This window comes from Lignipirellula cremea (assembly GCF_056501455.1).
Genome location: NZ_CM151415.1, coordinates 4,582,126 through 4,597,066 on the forward strand (window position 1 = coordinate 4,582,126; position 14,941 = coordinate 4,597,066).

The 14,941-nt window shown below is 65.4% G+C and carries 9 protein-coding genes; 5 read left to right on the forward strand and 4 right to left on the reverse strand.

The genetic code is table 11. The features are described 5' to 3' along the window. Positions 1–96: 96 nt before the first annotated feature. Positions 97–3,072, forward strand: a complete 2,976-nt coding sequence (locus tag SH602x_RS17810) for a hypothetical protein (protein ID WP_479473596.1) — start codon at positions 97–99, stop codon at positions 3,070–3,072. Here the strand turns inward: SH602x_RS17810 and SH602x_RS17815 are convergent. Together SH602x_RS17815 and SH602x_RS17820 are read right to left on the reverse strand one after the other, a co-directional pair. Further along, the gene (locus tag SH602x_RS17815) at positions 3,065–4,534 is read right to left on the reverse strand and encodes a hypothetical protein (protein ID WP_479473597.1); all 1,470 of its coding nucleotides are present in this window, start codon (positions 4,532–4,534) and stop codon (positions 3,065–3,067) included. The genes SH602x_RS17810 and SH602x_RS17815 overlap by 8 nt on opposite strands. Before the next feature lie 62 nt (positions 4,535–4,596). After that, entirely contained in the window at positions 4,597–5,418 is an 822-nt protein-coding gene (locus tag SH602x_RS17820; RefSeq protein ID WP_479473598.1) for an MBL fold metallo-hydrolase, read from the reverse strand. Between the two features lie 395 nt (positions 5,419–5,813). Between SH602x_RS17820 and SH602x_RS17825 the strand changes: the two genes are divergently transcribed. After that, positions 5,814–7,157 (forward strand): Gfo/Idh/MocA family protein, encoded by a 1,344-nt coding sequence (locus SH602x_RS17825; RefSeq protein ID WP_479473599.1) that lies wholly within the window; start codon positions 5,814–5,816, stop codon positions 7,155–7,157. A gap of 229 nt (positions 7,158–7,386) precedes the next feature. Here the strand turns inward: SH602x_RS17825 and SH602x_RS17830 are convergent, their stop codons facing one another. Continuing rightward, positions 7,387–8,844: a hypothetical protein gene (locus SH602x_RS17830; RefSeq protein WP_479473600.1), complete on the reverse strand. Its 1,458-nt coding sequence runs from the start codon at positions 8,842–8,844 to the stop codon at positions 7,387–7,389. A gap of 280 nt (positions 8,845–9,124) precedes the next feature. Between SH602x_RS17830 and mtnB the strand changes: the two genes are divergently transcribed. The 3 genes from mtnB to SH602x_RS17845 all read left to right on the forward strand — a co-directional run bounded on the left by mtnB (position 9,125) and on the right by SH602x_RS17845 (position 11,235). After that, positions 9,125–9,787, forward strand: a complete 663-nt coding sequence (gene mtnB / locus SH602x_RS17835) for a methylthioribulose 1-phosphate dehydratase (RefSeq protein WP_479473601.1) — start codon at positions 9,125–9,127, stop codon at positions 9,785–9,787. Between the two features lie 152 nt (positions 9,788–9,939). Then, positions 9,940–10,521, forward strand: a complete 582-nt coding sequence (locus SH602x_RS17840) for a 1,2-dihydroxy-3-keto-5-methylthiopentene dioxygenase (protein WP_479473602.1) — start codon at positions 9,940–9,942, stop codon at positions 10,519–10,521. Between the two features lie 309 nt (positions 10,522–10,830). After that, positions 10,831–11,235 carry a DUF3467 domain-containing protein gene (locus tag SH602x_RS17845; protein WP_479473603.1) on the forward strand — a complete coding sequence of 135 codons (405 nt, stop codon included), beginning with the start codon at positions 10,831–10,833 and terminating at the stop codon, positions 11,233–11,235. 157 nt (positions 11,236–11,392) lie between these two features. Here SH602x_RS17845 and SH602x_RS17850 read toward each other — a convergent pair whose 3' ends face one another. Next, on the reverse strand, positions 11,393–14,839 hold the full coding sequence (locus tag SH602x_RS17850) for an efflux RND transporter permease subunit (RefSeq protein WP_479473604.1): 3,447 nt from the start codon (positions 14,837–14,839) through the stop codon (positions 11,393–11,395). Between the last annotated feature and the right edge of the window lie 102 nt (positions 14,840–14,941).

A 14,941-nucleotide genomic window follows, 5' to 3' on the forward strand; every position in this document is an offset into this window, starting at 1 on the left:
AGACGGCTTCGCCCTAGCCGACTGGCGTTGCCGAACTTCGGCGTCTTCCGCTACCATCGCGGCGTTTGTATCTCCCGTCGGCAAGGACGCTTACGGATGAACGAGTGGATCGGAAGAGCCTTTCGCGGCGCGCTGGCGGCGGCCGCGCTGATCGCCGCGCTCACGGTCTATTCGCTGGTCGTCGCGCCCCGCATCGATCCCAGGTCCGATCGACCGCCGCTCGATTATTCGCAGCTCGACGCGGCGACCTACGTCGACGTCACGCCGGTGGGAGCTCCCGCGACGGCGGTTTCGCCCGAACTCTTCGGGCCCAAGAGCTGGGAACTCGATAGCCCGAAGACGCTGATGACGTCGCACGGGACGCTCTACTTCCGCGAGTACCAGATCGAGCCGACGGGCGAACTGGCCGTCGAACCGATCACGATGATCTTCCCGATCGTCGACGCGACCGGGGTCCGCAACCTCGTCGTCAGGGCGCCGTCGGGCGGACGCCTCCGTTTCACGGAGAAGATCGACCTCGCCGCGGGCAAGATCGGCAAGATCGAAGGGGGCCGCCTCGTCGGCGACGTCGTCATGACGATGGCCGAGAGTCGTCCCGGCGCGAACGACAGCTTCCAACTGGTCACGCGCGACGTTCAGATCGACCGAAAGCTGCTTTCCACGCCGCACCAGGTGGAGGTCTACTACGGCCCTCACTGGGCGAAGGGGAAGGACCTGGCGGTCAACTTCCGCGAGGATGGCGACGAAGGCGAAGGCTTCGAATCGCACGAAGCGTTGCAGCACGTCGCGTCGCTGGAACTCGCGCACGTGGACGAGGTCCGGATCGAACTCGACGCCCCGGGACTGTTCAGCGACGAGGCCTCGGTCGCGAACGGGAGCGCCCCCGCGAAGGAACCGCAGGGGACGCTCGAACTCCATTGCACGAAGGACTTCACGCTCAATTTCGATCTGCGAACCGCGGCGTTCGAGGGCGACGTCCATCTCGACCGCAGTCTCGGGACGGGGCTCGCCAGCGATCAACTCGTCTGCGAACGGCTGGAAATCGAGTTCGACGAATTCGCCGATCCGCTGAATCCGACCGCGAAGGCCAAGCTGGGCGCCAAGCGACTGGTCGCTCTGGGGCACCCCGTCATGGCGCACGTTCGCTCGCGCGAACTCGAAGCGCAGGGCAACAGCATGGAGTACGACGTGCGCGAGCGGAAGCTCGTATTGCAGCACGACTCCCAGGCCCGGCTGGCGCACCAGGGACGGCTCATCGCATCGCCGAAGATCGTGTACTTTCTCGCCGAAGGGGGCGGGCTGGGGACGGGCGAGATCGCCGGGCCGGGACATCTGCACGCCACGCTCGGCGGCGAGACGCCCAAGCCGGTCGACCTGTTCTGGACCGACGCCGCCAGGCTGCTGAAGCAGAACGACGAGCACGTCATTTCGCTGATCGGCGGCGCGCGCGTCGTCCTCGAAGGGGGCGCTTCCTCGGCGTCGGCCGACCGGGTCGATTTCTGGATGAAGGAATTGCCGAAAGAGGCTCGCGCGGGCGCCGCGCCCGAGGGGGGCGACGACGGCATCGGGTCGTTCGGTTCCGCTAACATTCAGCCGCTGCGGTTCATGGCCAAGGGTCGAGTCGCGCTCGATTCGCCGCAGATCTCGGTCCGCACCCCGCAACTGGAAGCTTGGTTCAAGGAACTCCCCGGCGTCACGCCCGTCGCGCGCGGCGACGGCATCGGAGCGCTCGGCTCCTCGAATCAAGCAGGACCGCAGGCGAAGCGTTACTCGCTCGCGGGCGACCTGGTTCGTCTGGAACTGCTGCGCCGCGGCGAAGAGTGGGACCTGAGCGAGCTCTTCATTCAGGGCGCCGTCGATTTCCGCGAGACGCTGCCGCCTGAGCAGGGGGCGATCAAGCCGCTGGCCGTGACGTCGCAGGGCCTGCACTGGCAACGCTCGCCCGAGAAGAACGAAACGCTCCGAATCTGGGGCGACCCCGCGCAGCGAATTCCTGCGATCGTGGACTCCGAATCGATGCGGCTGGAGGGTCCGGCGATCGACGTCGATCGGACGCAGTCGCTGCTGCAGGTGGTCGGCGAAGGACGCATGCGTATGCGCGGGAAAGTCGGTTCCGTCTCGCCGCTCGCCGGCCCGTCGACGCCCGCTTCCGGCGGCGCCGAACCGATGCAGTGGGTCACCGTCGCGTGGAAGGAAAGCCTCTCCGCCAGCGGACGCGAAGCGACGTTCCGGCAGGACGTGAAGACCACGACCGACCGGCAGTTCGCCACCTCCGCCGCGCTCGTGGCCCGATTCGATCGCCCCATCGACCTGATGCAGACCGAGTTCGAGGCGCCGAAGCTGCAATCGCTCGCCTTCGAGGGGGGCATCTATTCGGAGAGCCGCAGCGAAGTCTCCGGCGAACTCCGCTCGATCGACAAGTTCCAGGCGCAGCGACTGGAAATCGCGCCCGAGACGGGAAAGTTCGTCGCCCGGGGACCGGCGTGGATCAGCAGCGTCCGGCTGACCACGGGCGATTTCGGCGGTCCGCCTGCCGCGACTCCGACCGTCGGACCCAAGTCGCTGCAATACTTCTACGTCGAGTGCTCAGCCGGCTTCGAGGGGGACTATCTCAAGCGATCGGTCGCCTTCATCGACCGGACCGTCGCGCTGTTCGCTCCCGCTCCCAGTTGGGAGGTTCAGTATCGCCCGCAGGACCGTGCGGCCCTTCCGGAGAAATCGGTCACGCTCCACTGCGACCGGCTCGATCTGCGACAGGCTCCCATCCCGGGCAGCGGGCCTTCGCCGCTCTACTATCTGGAAGCGCTCGCCAGCGGCAACGCCCGGCTCGAATCCAGCGATAAGAATGCGGACGCTCAGCGGATCAGCTTCGACGAGTCGAAGGATCAGATCATCCTCGAAGGGGACGGTCGCAACGACGTCCGGCTGGAAACGATTTCCGCGACTGGATCGAAGGGCGTCGTCAACGCGGGAAAGGTGAAAGTCTGGCGCAAGGACGGCAAGCTCGAATTCGAGAACCTGAGCGGCGCCGACTACGACGCCGGCAACGATCCGCGAGCGGGGTTCAAGTAACCTCGAGAGCCGTCGACGCCTCTTGCGTCGCTGCCGTCGGCTGCGCTTCTCGAGCCGCCGCCCGGAGTTCGCGACGGGTCAACAGTCGCCGCGCGACGATACGGAGCAGCGCGAACGCCGTCAGCACCAAACCCAGGGGGGCCGTCCCGAGGTACCAATGCCGGTACCAGGGGATCGTTTGCGGCGGGCCGAGCGGTCCGGCGCCGGCGCTCGCCAGGGAGAACTCGTCGGCAGCGATGTCGGGATTCAGATCCCAGTCGAAGACCGAATGGTGCATCTGCGACGCTGCTCTCGCCGCCGCGCCGCCGCGACTGTCGTAGGTCCGCACGAGCTGTTCGCGGATGACTACCTGATCGCCATGTCGTTCGAGCTCGCTCCGCCACTCGACGCGCTGCTTCTCTTCGAACTCCGCTTCTCCCCGCTCGACGCACCAATTCCTGTCCGGTCGCACCACGAGCGTCATCGTGTCGATGTGCAACGGCGTGTCGTACGACGCCCCGTCCGACGGTTGCCTGAAGGGCGCATCGAACGGACGAAACCGGATCGCGTAGGCTCCGCCGGGCAACGCCTCCGCATAATCGACTCCTGCGGCGATAAGCGTCGAAGGGGGCACAGCCGCATTCCAGCTTCCGAAGAGTTCCGGCTGCACGTAGGGCGGCAAGCTCTCGTAGTCCGAAAATAGATAGGATCCATCGGGCGACTTCTGGATCCAGACCGAGTCGTCGACCATGCCGTGCGACACGCTCTTCCATTCCGCCCCCTCGCGAATCGAGATATCGAGACGATCGGACCAGCCGCGGAGATGCGACAGGCACTTCTTCCGTTCGCCGTAGGCGACCGTCCGCCCCACGATCTTGTAAGGCGAAATTGCGATCGAAACGGCGTACCGCTCGGCGACGCGCTGTTCGCCGAACCCCGCCCAGGCTTCCCTCAGCCGCGACTCCAGTTCGGGCAGTTCGTCGCCGACGAGGGTTCGTCCGGACGGAATCGGCTGGTCGAGGTCAGCTCCCGCGAGAACCGTCTTCGCCAACTCGTCCAGATCGATGCCGCTCTCCGCCAGGGTCGGTCGAGCAGGGAGGCCTTCCGGCGCAGGAACGAATCCGACTTCCTCGACCCGCGGCAGCGTCGCGATCCGCGTCGCCAGGTCCAGCGGGACGGGCTCGTGGACGTCGACGCGATGTAGCGGACGGAGCCAGGGAAAAGATCGATCCGCTTCCGCCCGCCAGTTCGCGGTCATGATCTCCCACATTTCTTCCGACGCGTCGCCCGGCTGCTGGGCGAGAAAGACGCGACGTTCGGAGTAGTGGTCGATCCCCGCTCGCTTGAGTTCAGCCAGGACGTCCTCTTCCTCGCGATAGAGGTCGTACTGCAGCCAAGCCCAACCGACCGGACTGGCCGCGAGCAGCGCGAGCCCGACGAACAGCGAGAACGTCGGGAAGCGGCGACGTCGAGTGGCGGCCATACGTCGATCCGAGGAGGAGAACTCTCCACAGGATGACGCACCGGACACGCCGGATCAACCGTTCAGTCCACCGGCAGATCGAAGCTGCCGCGGAGCCAGAAGGTCGGCCGGTCGTAGCCGGTCGCCGTCAGCGCTCCTTCGATCGCGTCGCAGACATCGGCTTCGCGATAGCGCCGGCTGACATGCGTCAGGACCAGGCTCTCGGCCTCGGCCTCTTTCGCCAGCGCGATCACGTCGGCCAGCACGGCATGTCGGCCGACTTCGAGATTGCGATGGGCAGGGTCGAGAAAGGTCGCCTCGTGCCACAGAATCTTCGCACGGTGCGCGAACGGAGCAGGGCAGAGCGGCGTATCGCCTGAGTAGACGAACTCCGCGACGTCGAATTCCTCCAGCACCTCCTCGACCGGCAACCGCTTCCGCAGCGACGCCACTTCGAACGTTTCGAGATGACGCCAGCGCTCCTGCAGCCGCTTGCGTCGTTCGATCAATCGATAGCCGAGCGACGCTCCGCTCGGAAGGTGATCGGCGTCGAAAGCTTCGACGTAGTGAGACCCGTGGAGCAGCAGATTCTGACCGGGAGAGATCGCTTGCAGTTCGATGCCCGCCTGCCACTCGAACCCGCTGAGCGACGCGAACGCCGTCAGATCCGCAGCGACGAATTCCAGCGCCGGCGCGGGAACGTGAACCGTCGGTCGGTGATCGGGATCGCGATGGAGAACCGATCGCATCAGCGCGAAGCCGCGCAGCCCCAGCAGGTGATCGTCATGGACATGCGAGAGGAAGACCTCAACTCGCCCGAACAGCGTCGGGTCCAATCGCGAGGCGACGCCCTCGCCCAGGTCGAACAAAACGCCCCGCGTTCCGACATAGGCGAAGTGCGACAAGGCGCCTGAAAAGCCGGCAATTTTTGCCGCCCGGAGGAGGTCTGGCCGCTCGCAATTCCATTGGCGCAACATAATAATGCCGTGCGTACCTCAAACTGCCGGACTGGGGAAGATAAACTGGCGTTACCGGCCTTGCCAGCGGTCCCGTCGATTACGCTAGTCGGCGCTGCGCGACTCCCTGCGAGTCGTTCGCGCCGTGCTCGGCGATCTTTCCGCCCGCCTGCCGGCATCGCGTCGCCGGATTCGAACCTGCTTCTTCGCGAGCAGGCTCTTCCTTCTTCGCGAGCGAGCTTTCGGTCGTTCGACGGCGCCTGTCCCCGTCGACCGTCGCAAGCAGCTGATTTCCCGGTTCGTCTATTTCAAGCCTCCGCAACGATACACTCAGGAGCGATCCCATGGTTCGACGACCTTCGCGTCGTACGTTCATCAAGACCACGGCGGCGATCGGCGCCGGCTACTACGTCGCCGGCGGACTGAACGCTCAGGAGAGCAAGTCCGCCATCGAAGAGATCCGCTACGCCTGCTTCGGCGTCGGCGGCAAAGGCCAGAGCGACTCGGCGGACGCCGCCCGCACCGGCAAGGTCGTCGCCTTCTGCGACGTCGACGCCGACACGCTCGAAAAGCAGGGTCGCCGCTTCAAGGACGGCAAGGCCTTCACCGACTACCGCAAGTGCCTCGAAGAAGTCGGCAAGAACGTCGACGCGGTCACGGTCAGCACGCCGGACCACATGCACGCCCCGATCGGCGTCATGGCGATGGAGATGGGTCTGCACTGCTTCTGCCAGAAGCCGATGACCAAGTCCATCGAAGAAGCCCGCGTGATGTCGAAGATCGCGGCGGAGAAGAAGCTGGTGACCCAGATGGGCAACCAGGGCACCGCCGGCTCGGCCCTTCGCGAAGCGGCCCAGATCCTCAAGGGCGGCCACCTCGGCAAGATCAAGGCCGTGCATATCTGGACCAACCGTCCGGTGTGGCCGCAGGGCGACGTCAAGCCCGAGCCGCAGCCCGTTCCCGAAGGCCTGAACTGGGACGGCTGGGTCGGATCGGCCGACTTCGTCGAATACTCGCCGGCTTACCACCCGTTCAAATGGCGCGGCTTCTGGGCCTTCGGCACCGGCGCCCTCGGCGACATGGCCTGCCACACGCTGAACATGCCCTTCATGGGCCTGGATCTGCGCGATCCGACCTCGGTCACCGCTCAGACCAGCGGTCACGACCGGATCACGTTCCCGAAGTGGTCGGTGATCGACTACGCGTTCCCGCAGAACGAGAACCGCGACGCGCTCATCTTCACGTGGTACGACGGCGGCAAGCTGCCCCCGCTGGATATCGTTCCGGACGAAGCCTTCAACAAGGCTGCGGACGGCACCAAGCAGCTCTCGGGCTCCGGCGCTCTCGTGCTGGGCGAAAAGGGCGCGATCTACTCGGGCGACGACTACTGCGGCTCATACAAGCTGATCGGCATCGATAAGCCCGCCGTCGACTTCAAGCAGTCGCCGGGTCACTTCGACGAGTTCGCCCAGGGCATCAAGGCGGGCGACCCCAGCCTCTGCATGTCGAACTTCCCGGGCTACGCCGGTCCGCTGACCGAGACCGTCCTGCTCGGCAACCTGGCCGTCTGGTCGGGCGAGAAGGTCGAATGGGACGCCGAGAACATGAAGTCGTCCGCTCCCGCCGACGCCGAGTTCCTGATCCGTCGCAAGTATCGCGAAGGCTTCGGCCTGGGTCGTCAGGCGTAAGGCCGTTCGGCGATTCGCTCGCCGCATGACTCGCTGAAACATAAACGGCCCCCGCACGCTCGATCGTGCGGGGGCCGTTTTTCATTATTGATCAGGGGGGCCGCAAGAGCGAAGTCTGTGTGCCACGGCTGGCTTGCCCAGCAGTGCATGCAGCGCCTTCCATTCGGCACGGCTGGACAAGCCAGCCGTAGCACACGAAGCAGGCGTACCTGAAATCTAATCCGTCCGCTCAGCTCTTCCTTGCCCGCGCGGCGACGTTCAGGAAGTGGGGGCGTCGGACGCCGGCATGGGCTTCGTGCTGTCGTTCCCGCGACGAAGTCTGCTCCCGGCGAGGTTGCTCCGGCGCTCGACGCGGCGCGACGACGGCGCTTCGCTCGGAGTCCCACGTCGCGTAGCCGCGACCTTCCAGTTCGTCGCCGTCGGCGATCGCGAGCAGCCGGCAACGTTCGACGGCGTGAAACGCCGCGGCGCCGGTCCCCAGCGACGGCTTCACCGTCACGCCCCACATGCCGGCGTTGAGATAGATCTGCTCCAGGGCGTAGCCGTCGGCGATCGTCTGGTCGAGCAGTTCGGACTCCGGCGCTTCGCGATGGCCGTAGACCACGTACCGGGCGCGACGGTTGCGAAACTCCTGCTCCCGCGCGGCGAACGGCGCGAGCGATCCGCTCTTCCGATCCCACGTCTCGCGGACGCGCTTGCGAGAGGCGTCGTCGCCGCCGCGCGATCGTTCGCGGAAGCTGAGCGCCTGCGCGAACTCGTCGGCGAAGCCGCGTGGCAGGCTCTCGGCCAATTCCCGGAAGCACTCCAGCGTCCTGACGGCGTAGACCAGTTCGTCCCACGTCGAGCGCCAGTCGCGGACCGCCTGCGGCGCCAGATCGTAACGCTCGAAGACGCCGTCGAGGTAATCGGTCAGGCACGACCAGCGCGGCACGCATGTCAGCCGGCAGAGGTCCTGCCAGAAGGCGGGCGGCATCTCGGCGCGGACCGCGGGCTCTGCCTGAATCAGGAAGGGGAGCAGGACTTCCAGCAGCAGCACGTCTCGGAGGCTCGCCCGGTCGCGCTGCTCGGGGAAACAAAGGGCGTCGAACCGGTCGCCATGCCGCGCGTACGTGCGGCGAGCCCGCAGCAGTTCCTCGATCGCGGGGCTCTCGTCCGGATCGTGGGGGAAGGGTTCCTGTCCCGACTGCGACAGGCGGAACCGGCTGACGACCTTCTGCCGCACCGAATCGAGCGACTTCTCGGGCAGATGCAGGATCCAGTCCCGCTCGCCGACCAGGTAGTGAAAGCGAATCGGCGTCTCGGCCGCGATCGGACCGAACTTCCCGGCCAGTTCCAGGGAGATCGTCCCGCGGGAAGAGAAGTCGTCCAGTCGCGCGAGGCCCGCCGCATGCCGGGCGAACGTGGCGTCCAGAATCTCATGCACGGTCGACGCGAACGCGGGGGTCGCCGGGTCGCTCCAGGGGCGCACGTTCCGGTCGATCCAGCGCCGCGAGTGGGCGAGGTCGAGCACGTCGCCGAGGAACACGACGTCCACCTTTTCGATCGGAGCCTCGCTGCCGTCGGAGCGGACGCAGGCGTCCAGAGCCGCGGTTTCGATCTGCTGGGCCAGTCGCAGGAAGCGCTCTTCGGACGAATCCGCCAGAAACGAATCGTCCTGCAGGTGAAGGTCGCTCAAGAACAGAAGCATCGTCGTTCCCTCGAACTGCGCGGGCGAAGCCGCCGGACGACCGAGCAGGGCGAGGCGTCACGAATCGCCCCCGCTGCCCGGCCGTTACGGACGTTATCGCTCGCCCTATCGGCAGAGCTGACGGGAAACTGTAGCGTCATCCGGAGAAAAAGCCGGATCCGGCGTCGCCCTTCGATGCCGGTATCCGGAGGCGCCGCCACAACCTGCATTCGGACAGGCCAGCATTCGATAAGATGGAGCCCCTGACGTCCCCGCCATCCTCCCCCGCAGTCCGCTTTCGATGTCGCACGCCGCCTCCTCCGCTCCGTCCGTGGATCTGGACCGAATCGCCGACGAACTGGCCGACTGCGGACGGCTGTTTCACTCCCGCGGCTGGTCTGTCGGCACGAGCAGCAACTACAGCGCGGTTCTCTCCCGGGAGCCCCTGGAACTGCTCGTCACCGCCAGCGGCATGGATAAGGGACGCCTGACCCGAGCCGATTTCGTCCGCGTCGGCGCCGACGGTCGCCCGACCAGCGCCGGCCAGCCCAAGTCCTCCGCGGAGACGATGCTGCACGTCGTTCTGGCGGACGAGCGACCCGAGGCAGGAGCGATCCTGCACACGCACTCGGTCTGGACGACGATCCTTTCGGATCTCTACTTCGGACAGGGCTTCGTCGAGTTTTCCGGCTTCGAGATGCTCAAGGGCTTCGCCGGGATCCCGACGCACGAAACGACCGTCCGCTTCCGCATCTTCGAGAACACGCAGGACATCGCGACGCTGGCCGAAGAGGTCAGGACGCTGCTGAAGCAGGGGGACGAGTCGCTGCGATTCGGATACCTCCTCCGCAAGCACGGCCTCTACACCTGGGGCAAGGACGTGCAGGAAGCCCGGCGGCACGTCGAGATCCTCGAATTCCTGCTCGAATGCGAATGGCGGCGCCTCGCGCTAGGCGGGATCTGACGACGTTTCTGTAGCACGTTTCGAATCGTGATCGCCGAAGAGGTTGATCGGAGCGAGCGTTCCCTCGAAAATAATCCCGACCAGCCGCCGCCGTTCCGAACAGGCGACGACGACCGCATCTTCTTCTCCGCATCCACGAGAACCTCGCGAATATGGCCCGCATCCGCATCCAGGACGAGAACCGCACGATCGAGGATCCGCAGGCGATCAACGAATTCTTGGCGCCGTTCGGCATCTGGTACGAGAAGTGGGACGTCGACGGCCGCATCGGCGCCGACGCGACCGACGCCGACATCCTCGAAGCCTACGCGCCGGAGATCGAACGGCTGAAGCAGCGGGGCGGCTTCGTCACGGCGGACGTCATCAACGTCAAGCCGGAGACGCCGAACCTGGAAGCCATGCTCCAGAAGTTCAAGAAGGAGCATACGCACGCCGAGGACGAGGTTCGCTTCACCGTGAAGGGGGGCGGCGTCTTCCACATCCATCCGGAGAACGGCCCGGTGTTCGCAGTGCAGGTCGAAGCGGGCGACCTGATCAACGTTCCCCGCGGCACGCAGCACTGGTTCGACCTCTGCAGCGATCGCAACATCCGCTGCATCCGCCTGTTCGAGGATCCCGCCGGCTGGACGCCCGAGTACGTCGAGCAGAGCGTCCACGAACGCTACGAGCCCCTCTGCATGGGCCCGGCGTATCTCGCCCACGACGACGCGCCGGTCGCGACGAAGCTGATTTAAGCGTTGCGTTTCGTTACGAGCAGAGGTCGAAAAGAAAAGTGTCGCCTTCTGAACCGGACATCGCCTATCGTTCATCTGGCGAGGACAAGCGCCGGCCCAGGCGTCAGAGTCGAAATCCTAGGCTCGTCGACGGCTGACTGGCCCACGACGACCGCGCGCCCCCGCCAGGCGACGTCGCCCTTTTTCGAACACCCAAGAGAAAGTTCCTGACCCGAAGACTGCAGCGAATCGCTCTTGCCGCGGGACTTTCGATTTGAGAGACGTGCGGGACGAATGCCGTTCCGCCCGCCTCCGCATCGGAGTTCCGTCATGTCCAGCGCCGCGAAAGTCCGCTCCCGCACCGCGATCGTCGAAGGGCCCCACGCCGAGACGGAAAATTCCGCGTCGACGGCTGCCGAGACCCGCACGGGCGGAGCGCCGCTCGACGAATCGCGTCTGAGCCCCAGTTACGCCAATTTCTGCTCGGTCCGCCGGACGATCGAGGAGGTGATCCTCGATTTCGGCCTGACGACCGAGTTCATGGGTCCGAGCAAGCATCCGGTCGTGCTGGAACAGCGCGTCGTGATGAGCTACTTCACGGCCAAGCGGCTGATGGAGGCGCTGCGGGTTTCGTTGCAGCAGCACGAATCGGTCTTCGGGTCGGTCGAACTCGACGCTCGCAAGCGGGCCCAAGCGGTCCGGACCGCGTCCGAAGCAAAGCAATCGAAGGCGTAGAGAACTCCGCTACCAGAGCCAAACGCTGCGACAGAATTCTCGGGCTGGTGTGCCATGGCTGGCTTGCCCAGCCGTGCGTGCGATGTCCGCCAATCGGTACGGTTGGACAAACCGGCCGAGGCACGCGTTGACGCCCATCTGAGCGCCGCGAGTCATTTCACTCGGATCCGTTGTTCGGATCCTGTCCGCTCTCGCGCGACGCGTGGGGCGGCACGGCAGGCGGAGCGCTTTCGTCGACCGGCGAAGTTTCGGCGACGTCGTCGACGCTTTCGTTGACTTGATCGGACGGAACGGACGCTCGCAACGGGCTGGTGACGCCGCTCCCGGTCGGGCTGTCGGTTTTGGATTCCACCGGTTCGAACGCGTGCGTCTGCGGCGCGTGACCGACGCCGTGGGGAGGCCCGTGGTCCTCGGCGACGCCGACCTGCCCTTCGTCCTCCGGATCTTTCTTCCAGAAGTCCGCGATGTGAGCGGCGACGAAGTAGAAGACCGGCGTGAAGAAGACCGCGAGCACCGTGGAGGCGATCATGCCGCCGAACACCGCGGTGCCGAGAGCCTGACGACCTGCGGCGCCCGCTCCTTCCGCGATGACCAGCGGAAACACGCCCAGGATAAAGGCGAACGACGTCATCAGAATCGGACGGAACCGCAGTCGCGACGCCTTGAGCGCGGCGTCGAAGATCTTCATTCCCTCGTTATGCAGATCGCGCGCGTACTCCACGATCAGGATCGCGTTCTTGCTGGCCAGCGCGATGATCAGCACGATGCCGATCTGCGTGTAGATGTTGTTGTCCATGCCGCGGATCGATACGGCGCCGATCGCGCCCAGCAGGCCGAGCGGAACGACCAGAATGACCGCGAACGGCAGGATCCAGCTTTCGTACTGGGCCGCAAGAACGAAGTAGACCAGCAGCACGGCGAGCGAGAAGATCCAGACCGCTTCGCCGCCGACCTGCTTCTCCTGATACGACGCGTCGGTCCACTCGAAGCCCATCGACTGGGGAAGCGTCGCCGCCGCGATCTCTTCCATCAGTTCCAGAGCTTCGCCGGAGCTGACGCCCGGCGCCGGTTCGCCGCGGACGGCCGCCGAGGGGTAGAGATTGTACCGGATGATGTTCTGCGGACCGAAGGAGCGCTCGATCGAGGCGAGGCTGCCCATGGGAATCATCGCGCCGGTCAAACTGCGGACTTCCAGTCGCTGGACGTCTTCGATCTCCATGCGGTACTTGTCGTCCGCCTGCACGCGCACCTGATAGGTGCGCCCGAACTTGTTGAAGTCGTTGACGTAGGCGCTGCCGAGATTCGCCTGCAAGGTGTTGAAGACCGAACTGAGGGGCACGCCGAGCGACTTCGCCTTGGCCCGATCGACGTCGATGTAGAGTTGCGGCACGCCGGGACGGAAGCTGGAATTCAGCGCGGCGAGCTTCGACTGGCTGCTCGCGCTCGCGATGATCTCCTGCACGGCCAGGCCGAGTTCTTCCAGACCCGCATCGGCCTGGTCTTCTACCTGCATCTGGAACCCGGCCCGCAGACCGAGCCCGCGGATCGGCGGCGGAGCGAAGCCGAAGACCATCGCTTCCTTGATCGAGAAGAAGTGTCCCTGCAGCCCGCCGAGGATCTTCTCCATCGGCAGGTCACGCTCCAGGCGCTCCTCGAACGGATCGAACGTGATGAAGTAGGTCGCCGCGTTCGACGCCGCGGCGCCGTCGACGAAGGAGAACCCGCCGATCGCGAAGTAGTCCGCGACGCCGTCGGTCTTATCGAGCTTCGCGTTGATGCTGTCGATGACAGCGCGCGTTCGCTCCTGCGACGCGGCGTCCGGAAGCTGAATCGAAACGATGATGTAGCCCTGATCGTCGACCGGCAGAAAACCCGTCGGAACCTGCTGATACCACCAGCCGGCGAAGACGACGATCGCGACGAACGCGGCCATCATCGCCCACCAGCCCTTGAGCATCAGCCAGACGATCCAGGCGTAGACGGCCTCGAACTTGCCGTAGACCCAGTTGAACCCCTTGCAGAACCAGTCCCACAGCACGGCGAGCGGATGGAACAGGCGCCAGAACCATCCGAACCGTCCGGAATAGTCGTAGCGCGCGCTGACCGGGCGCAGCCACGTCGCACACTGCGCCGGCTTCAGCGTCATGGCGTTGATCGCGCTGATCACCGCGGTCGCCGCGATCGTGAGCGCGAACTGGCGATAGAGTTGGCCCGTGATGCCGCCCAGAAAGGCCGACGGAAGAAACACGGCCATCAGCACGAGCGTGATGCCGATGATCGGGCCGAGCACCTGATCCATCGCGCGGATCGTGGCGGCCTTCGGTTTCATCCCCTGTTCGATATTATGCGCAGCCGCTTCGACGATCACGATGGCGTCGTCGACGACGATGCCGATCGCCAGAATCAGGCCGAACAGCGTCAGCATGTTGATCGAGAACCCCAGCGCGTACATCGCCGCGAAGGCCCCGATGATCGTCACCGGCACGGTCGTCGCCGGAATGAGCACCGCCCGCCAGTCCTGGAGGAAGACCAGGATCACGATCAGGACCAGGATGCCCGCCTCGAACAGCGTCACGTAGACCTCGTGAATCGAGGCCTCCACGAACTCCGTCGTGTCGAGCGGAAAGACGTGGTACATCCCCTCGGGATAGGCGCGGCTCATCCGCTCCATCGCCTCGCGCACGCCGTCGGCGACGGCGAGCGAATTGGAGCCCGGCAATTGGAAGATGCCGATGTTCGAGGTCTCGCGTCCGTTGAGGAGCGAGAACTGGTCGTACGTCTGTGCGCCCAGTTCCACCCGGGCGACGTCGCGGAGGTACGTCAATTCGCCTTCCTGGCCCGACCGGACGACGATGTTCTCGAACTCCTCCGGATCGCTCAATCGCCCCTGGGCAGTGATCGTGTACTGGAACGCCAGTCCGCTCGGCGAAGGAGGCTGTCCCAGAGCGCCCGCCGCGACCTGGACGTTCTGCTCCTGAATCGCGGCGATGACGTCCTGCGTCGTCAACTGCCGCGATTCCAGTTCCTGCGGATCGAGCCAGACCCGCATGCTGTAGTTGTTGGCGCCGAAGATCGTGACGTCGCCCACGCCCTCGACGCGGCTCAGTTCGTCGCGCAGGCGAAGATTGGCGTAGTTCGACAGGAAGATGCTGTCGTACCGATCGTTCTCGGAAACCAGGCTGGCGACGATGATGATGTTCGTCGACTGCTTCTTGACGGTGACGCCCTGACGCCGGACTTCCTCCGGAAGCTGCGGTTCGGCGATGGCGATGCGGTTCTGCACCTGGACCTGGGCGTCGTCCAGATTCGTGCCGATCTCGAACGTGACCGTCAGACTGTAGCTGCCGTCGCCCGAACTGGTCGACGACATGTAGAGCATGTTCTCGACGCCGTTGACCTGCTGCTCGATCGGCGCGGCGACGGTGTCGGCGACGACCGCCGCGTTGGCGCCCGGGTAGACCGCGGAGACGCGGATCGTGGGGGGCGTGATCTCGGGATACTGCTCGATCGGGAGACCGACGAGCGCGACGGCGCCGATCAGCATCGTCACCAGCGCGATGACGTTTGCGAAGATCGGGCGTTCGATGAAGAAGCGAGAGAACACGCTGCAAAATCCTGGTGGCTACTCGGGCGACTGCTCGGGCCGCGGGCTGCGGGACCGACGAACGGCGCTACCTACGAAGCGTCGTGCGACGCGATCGAGATC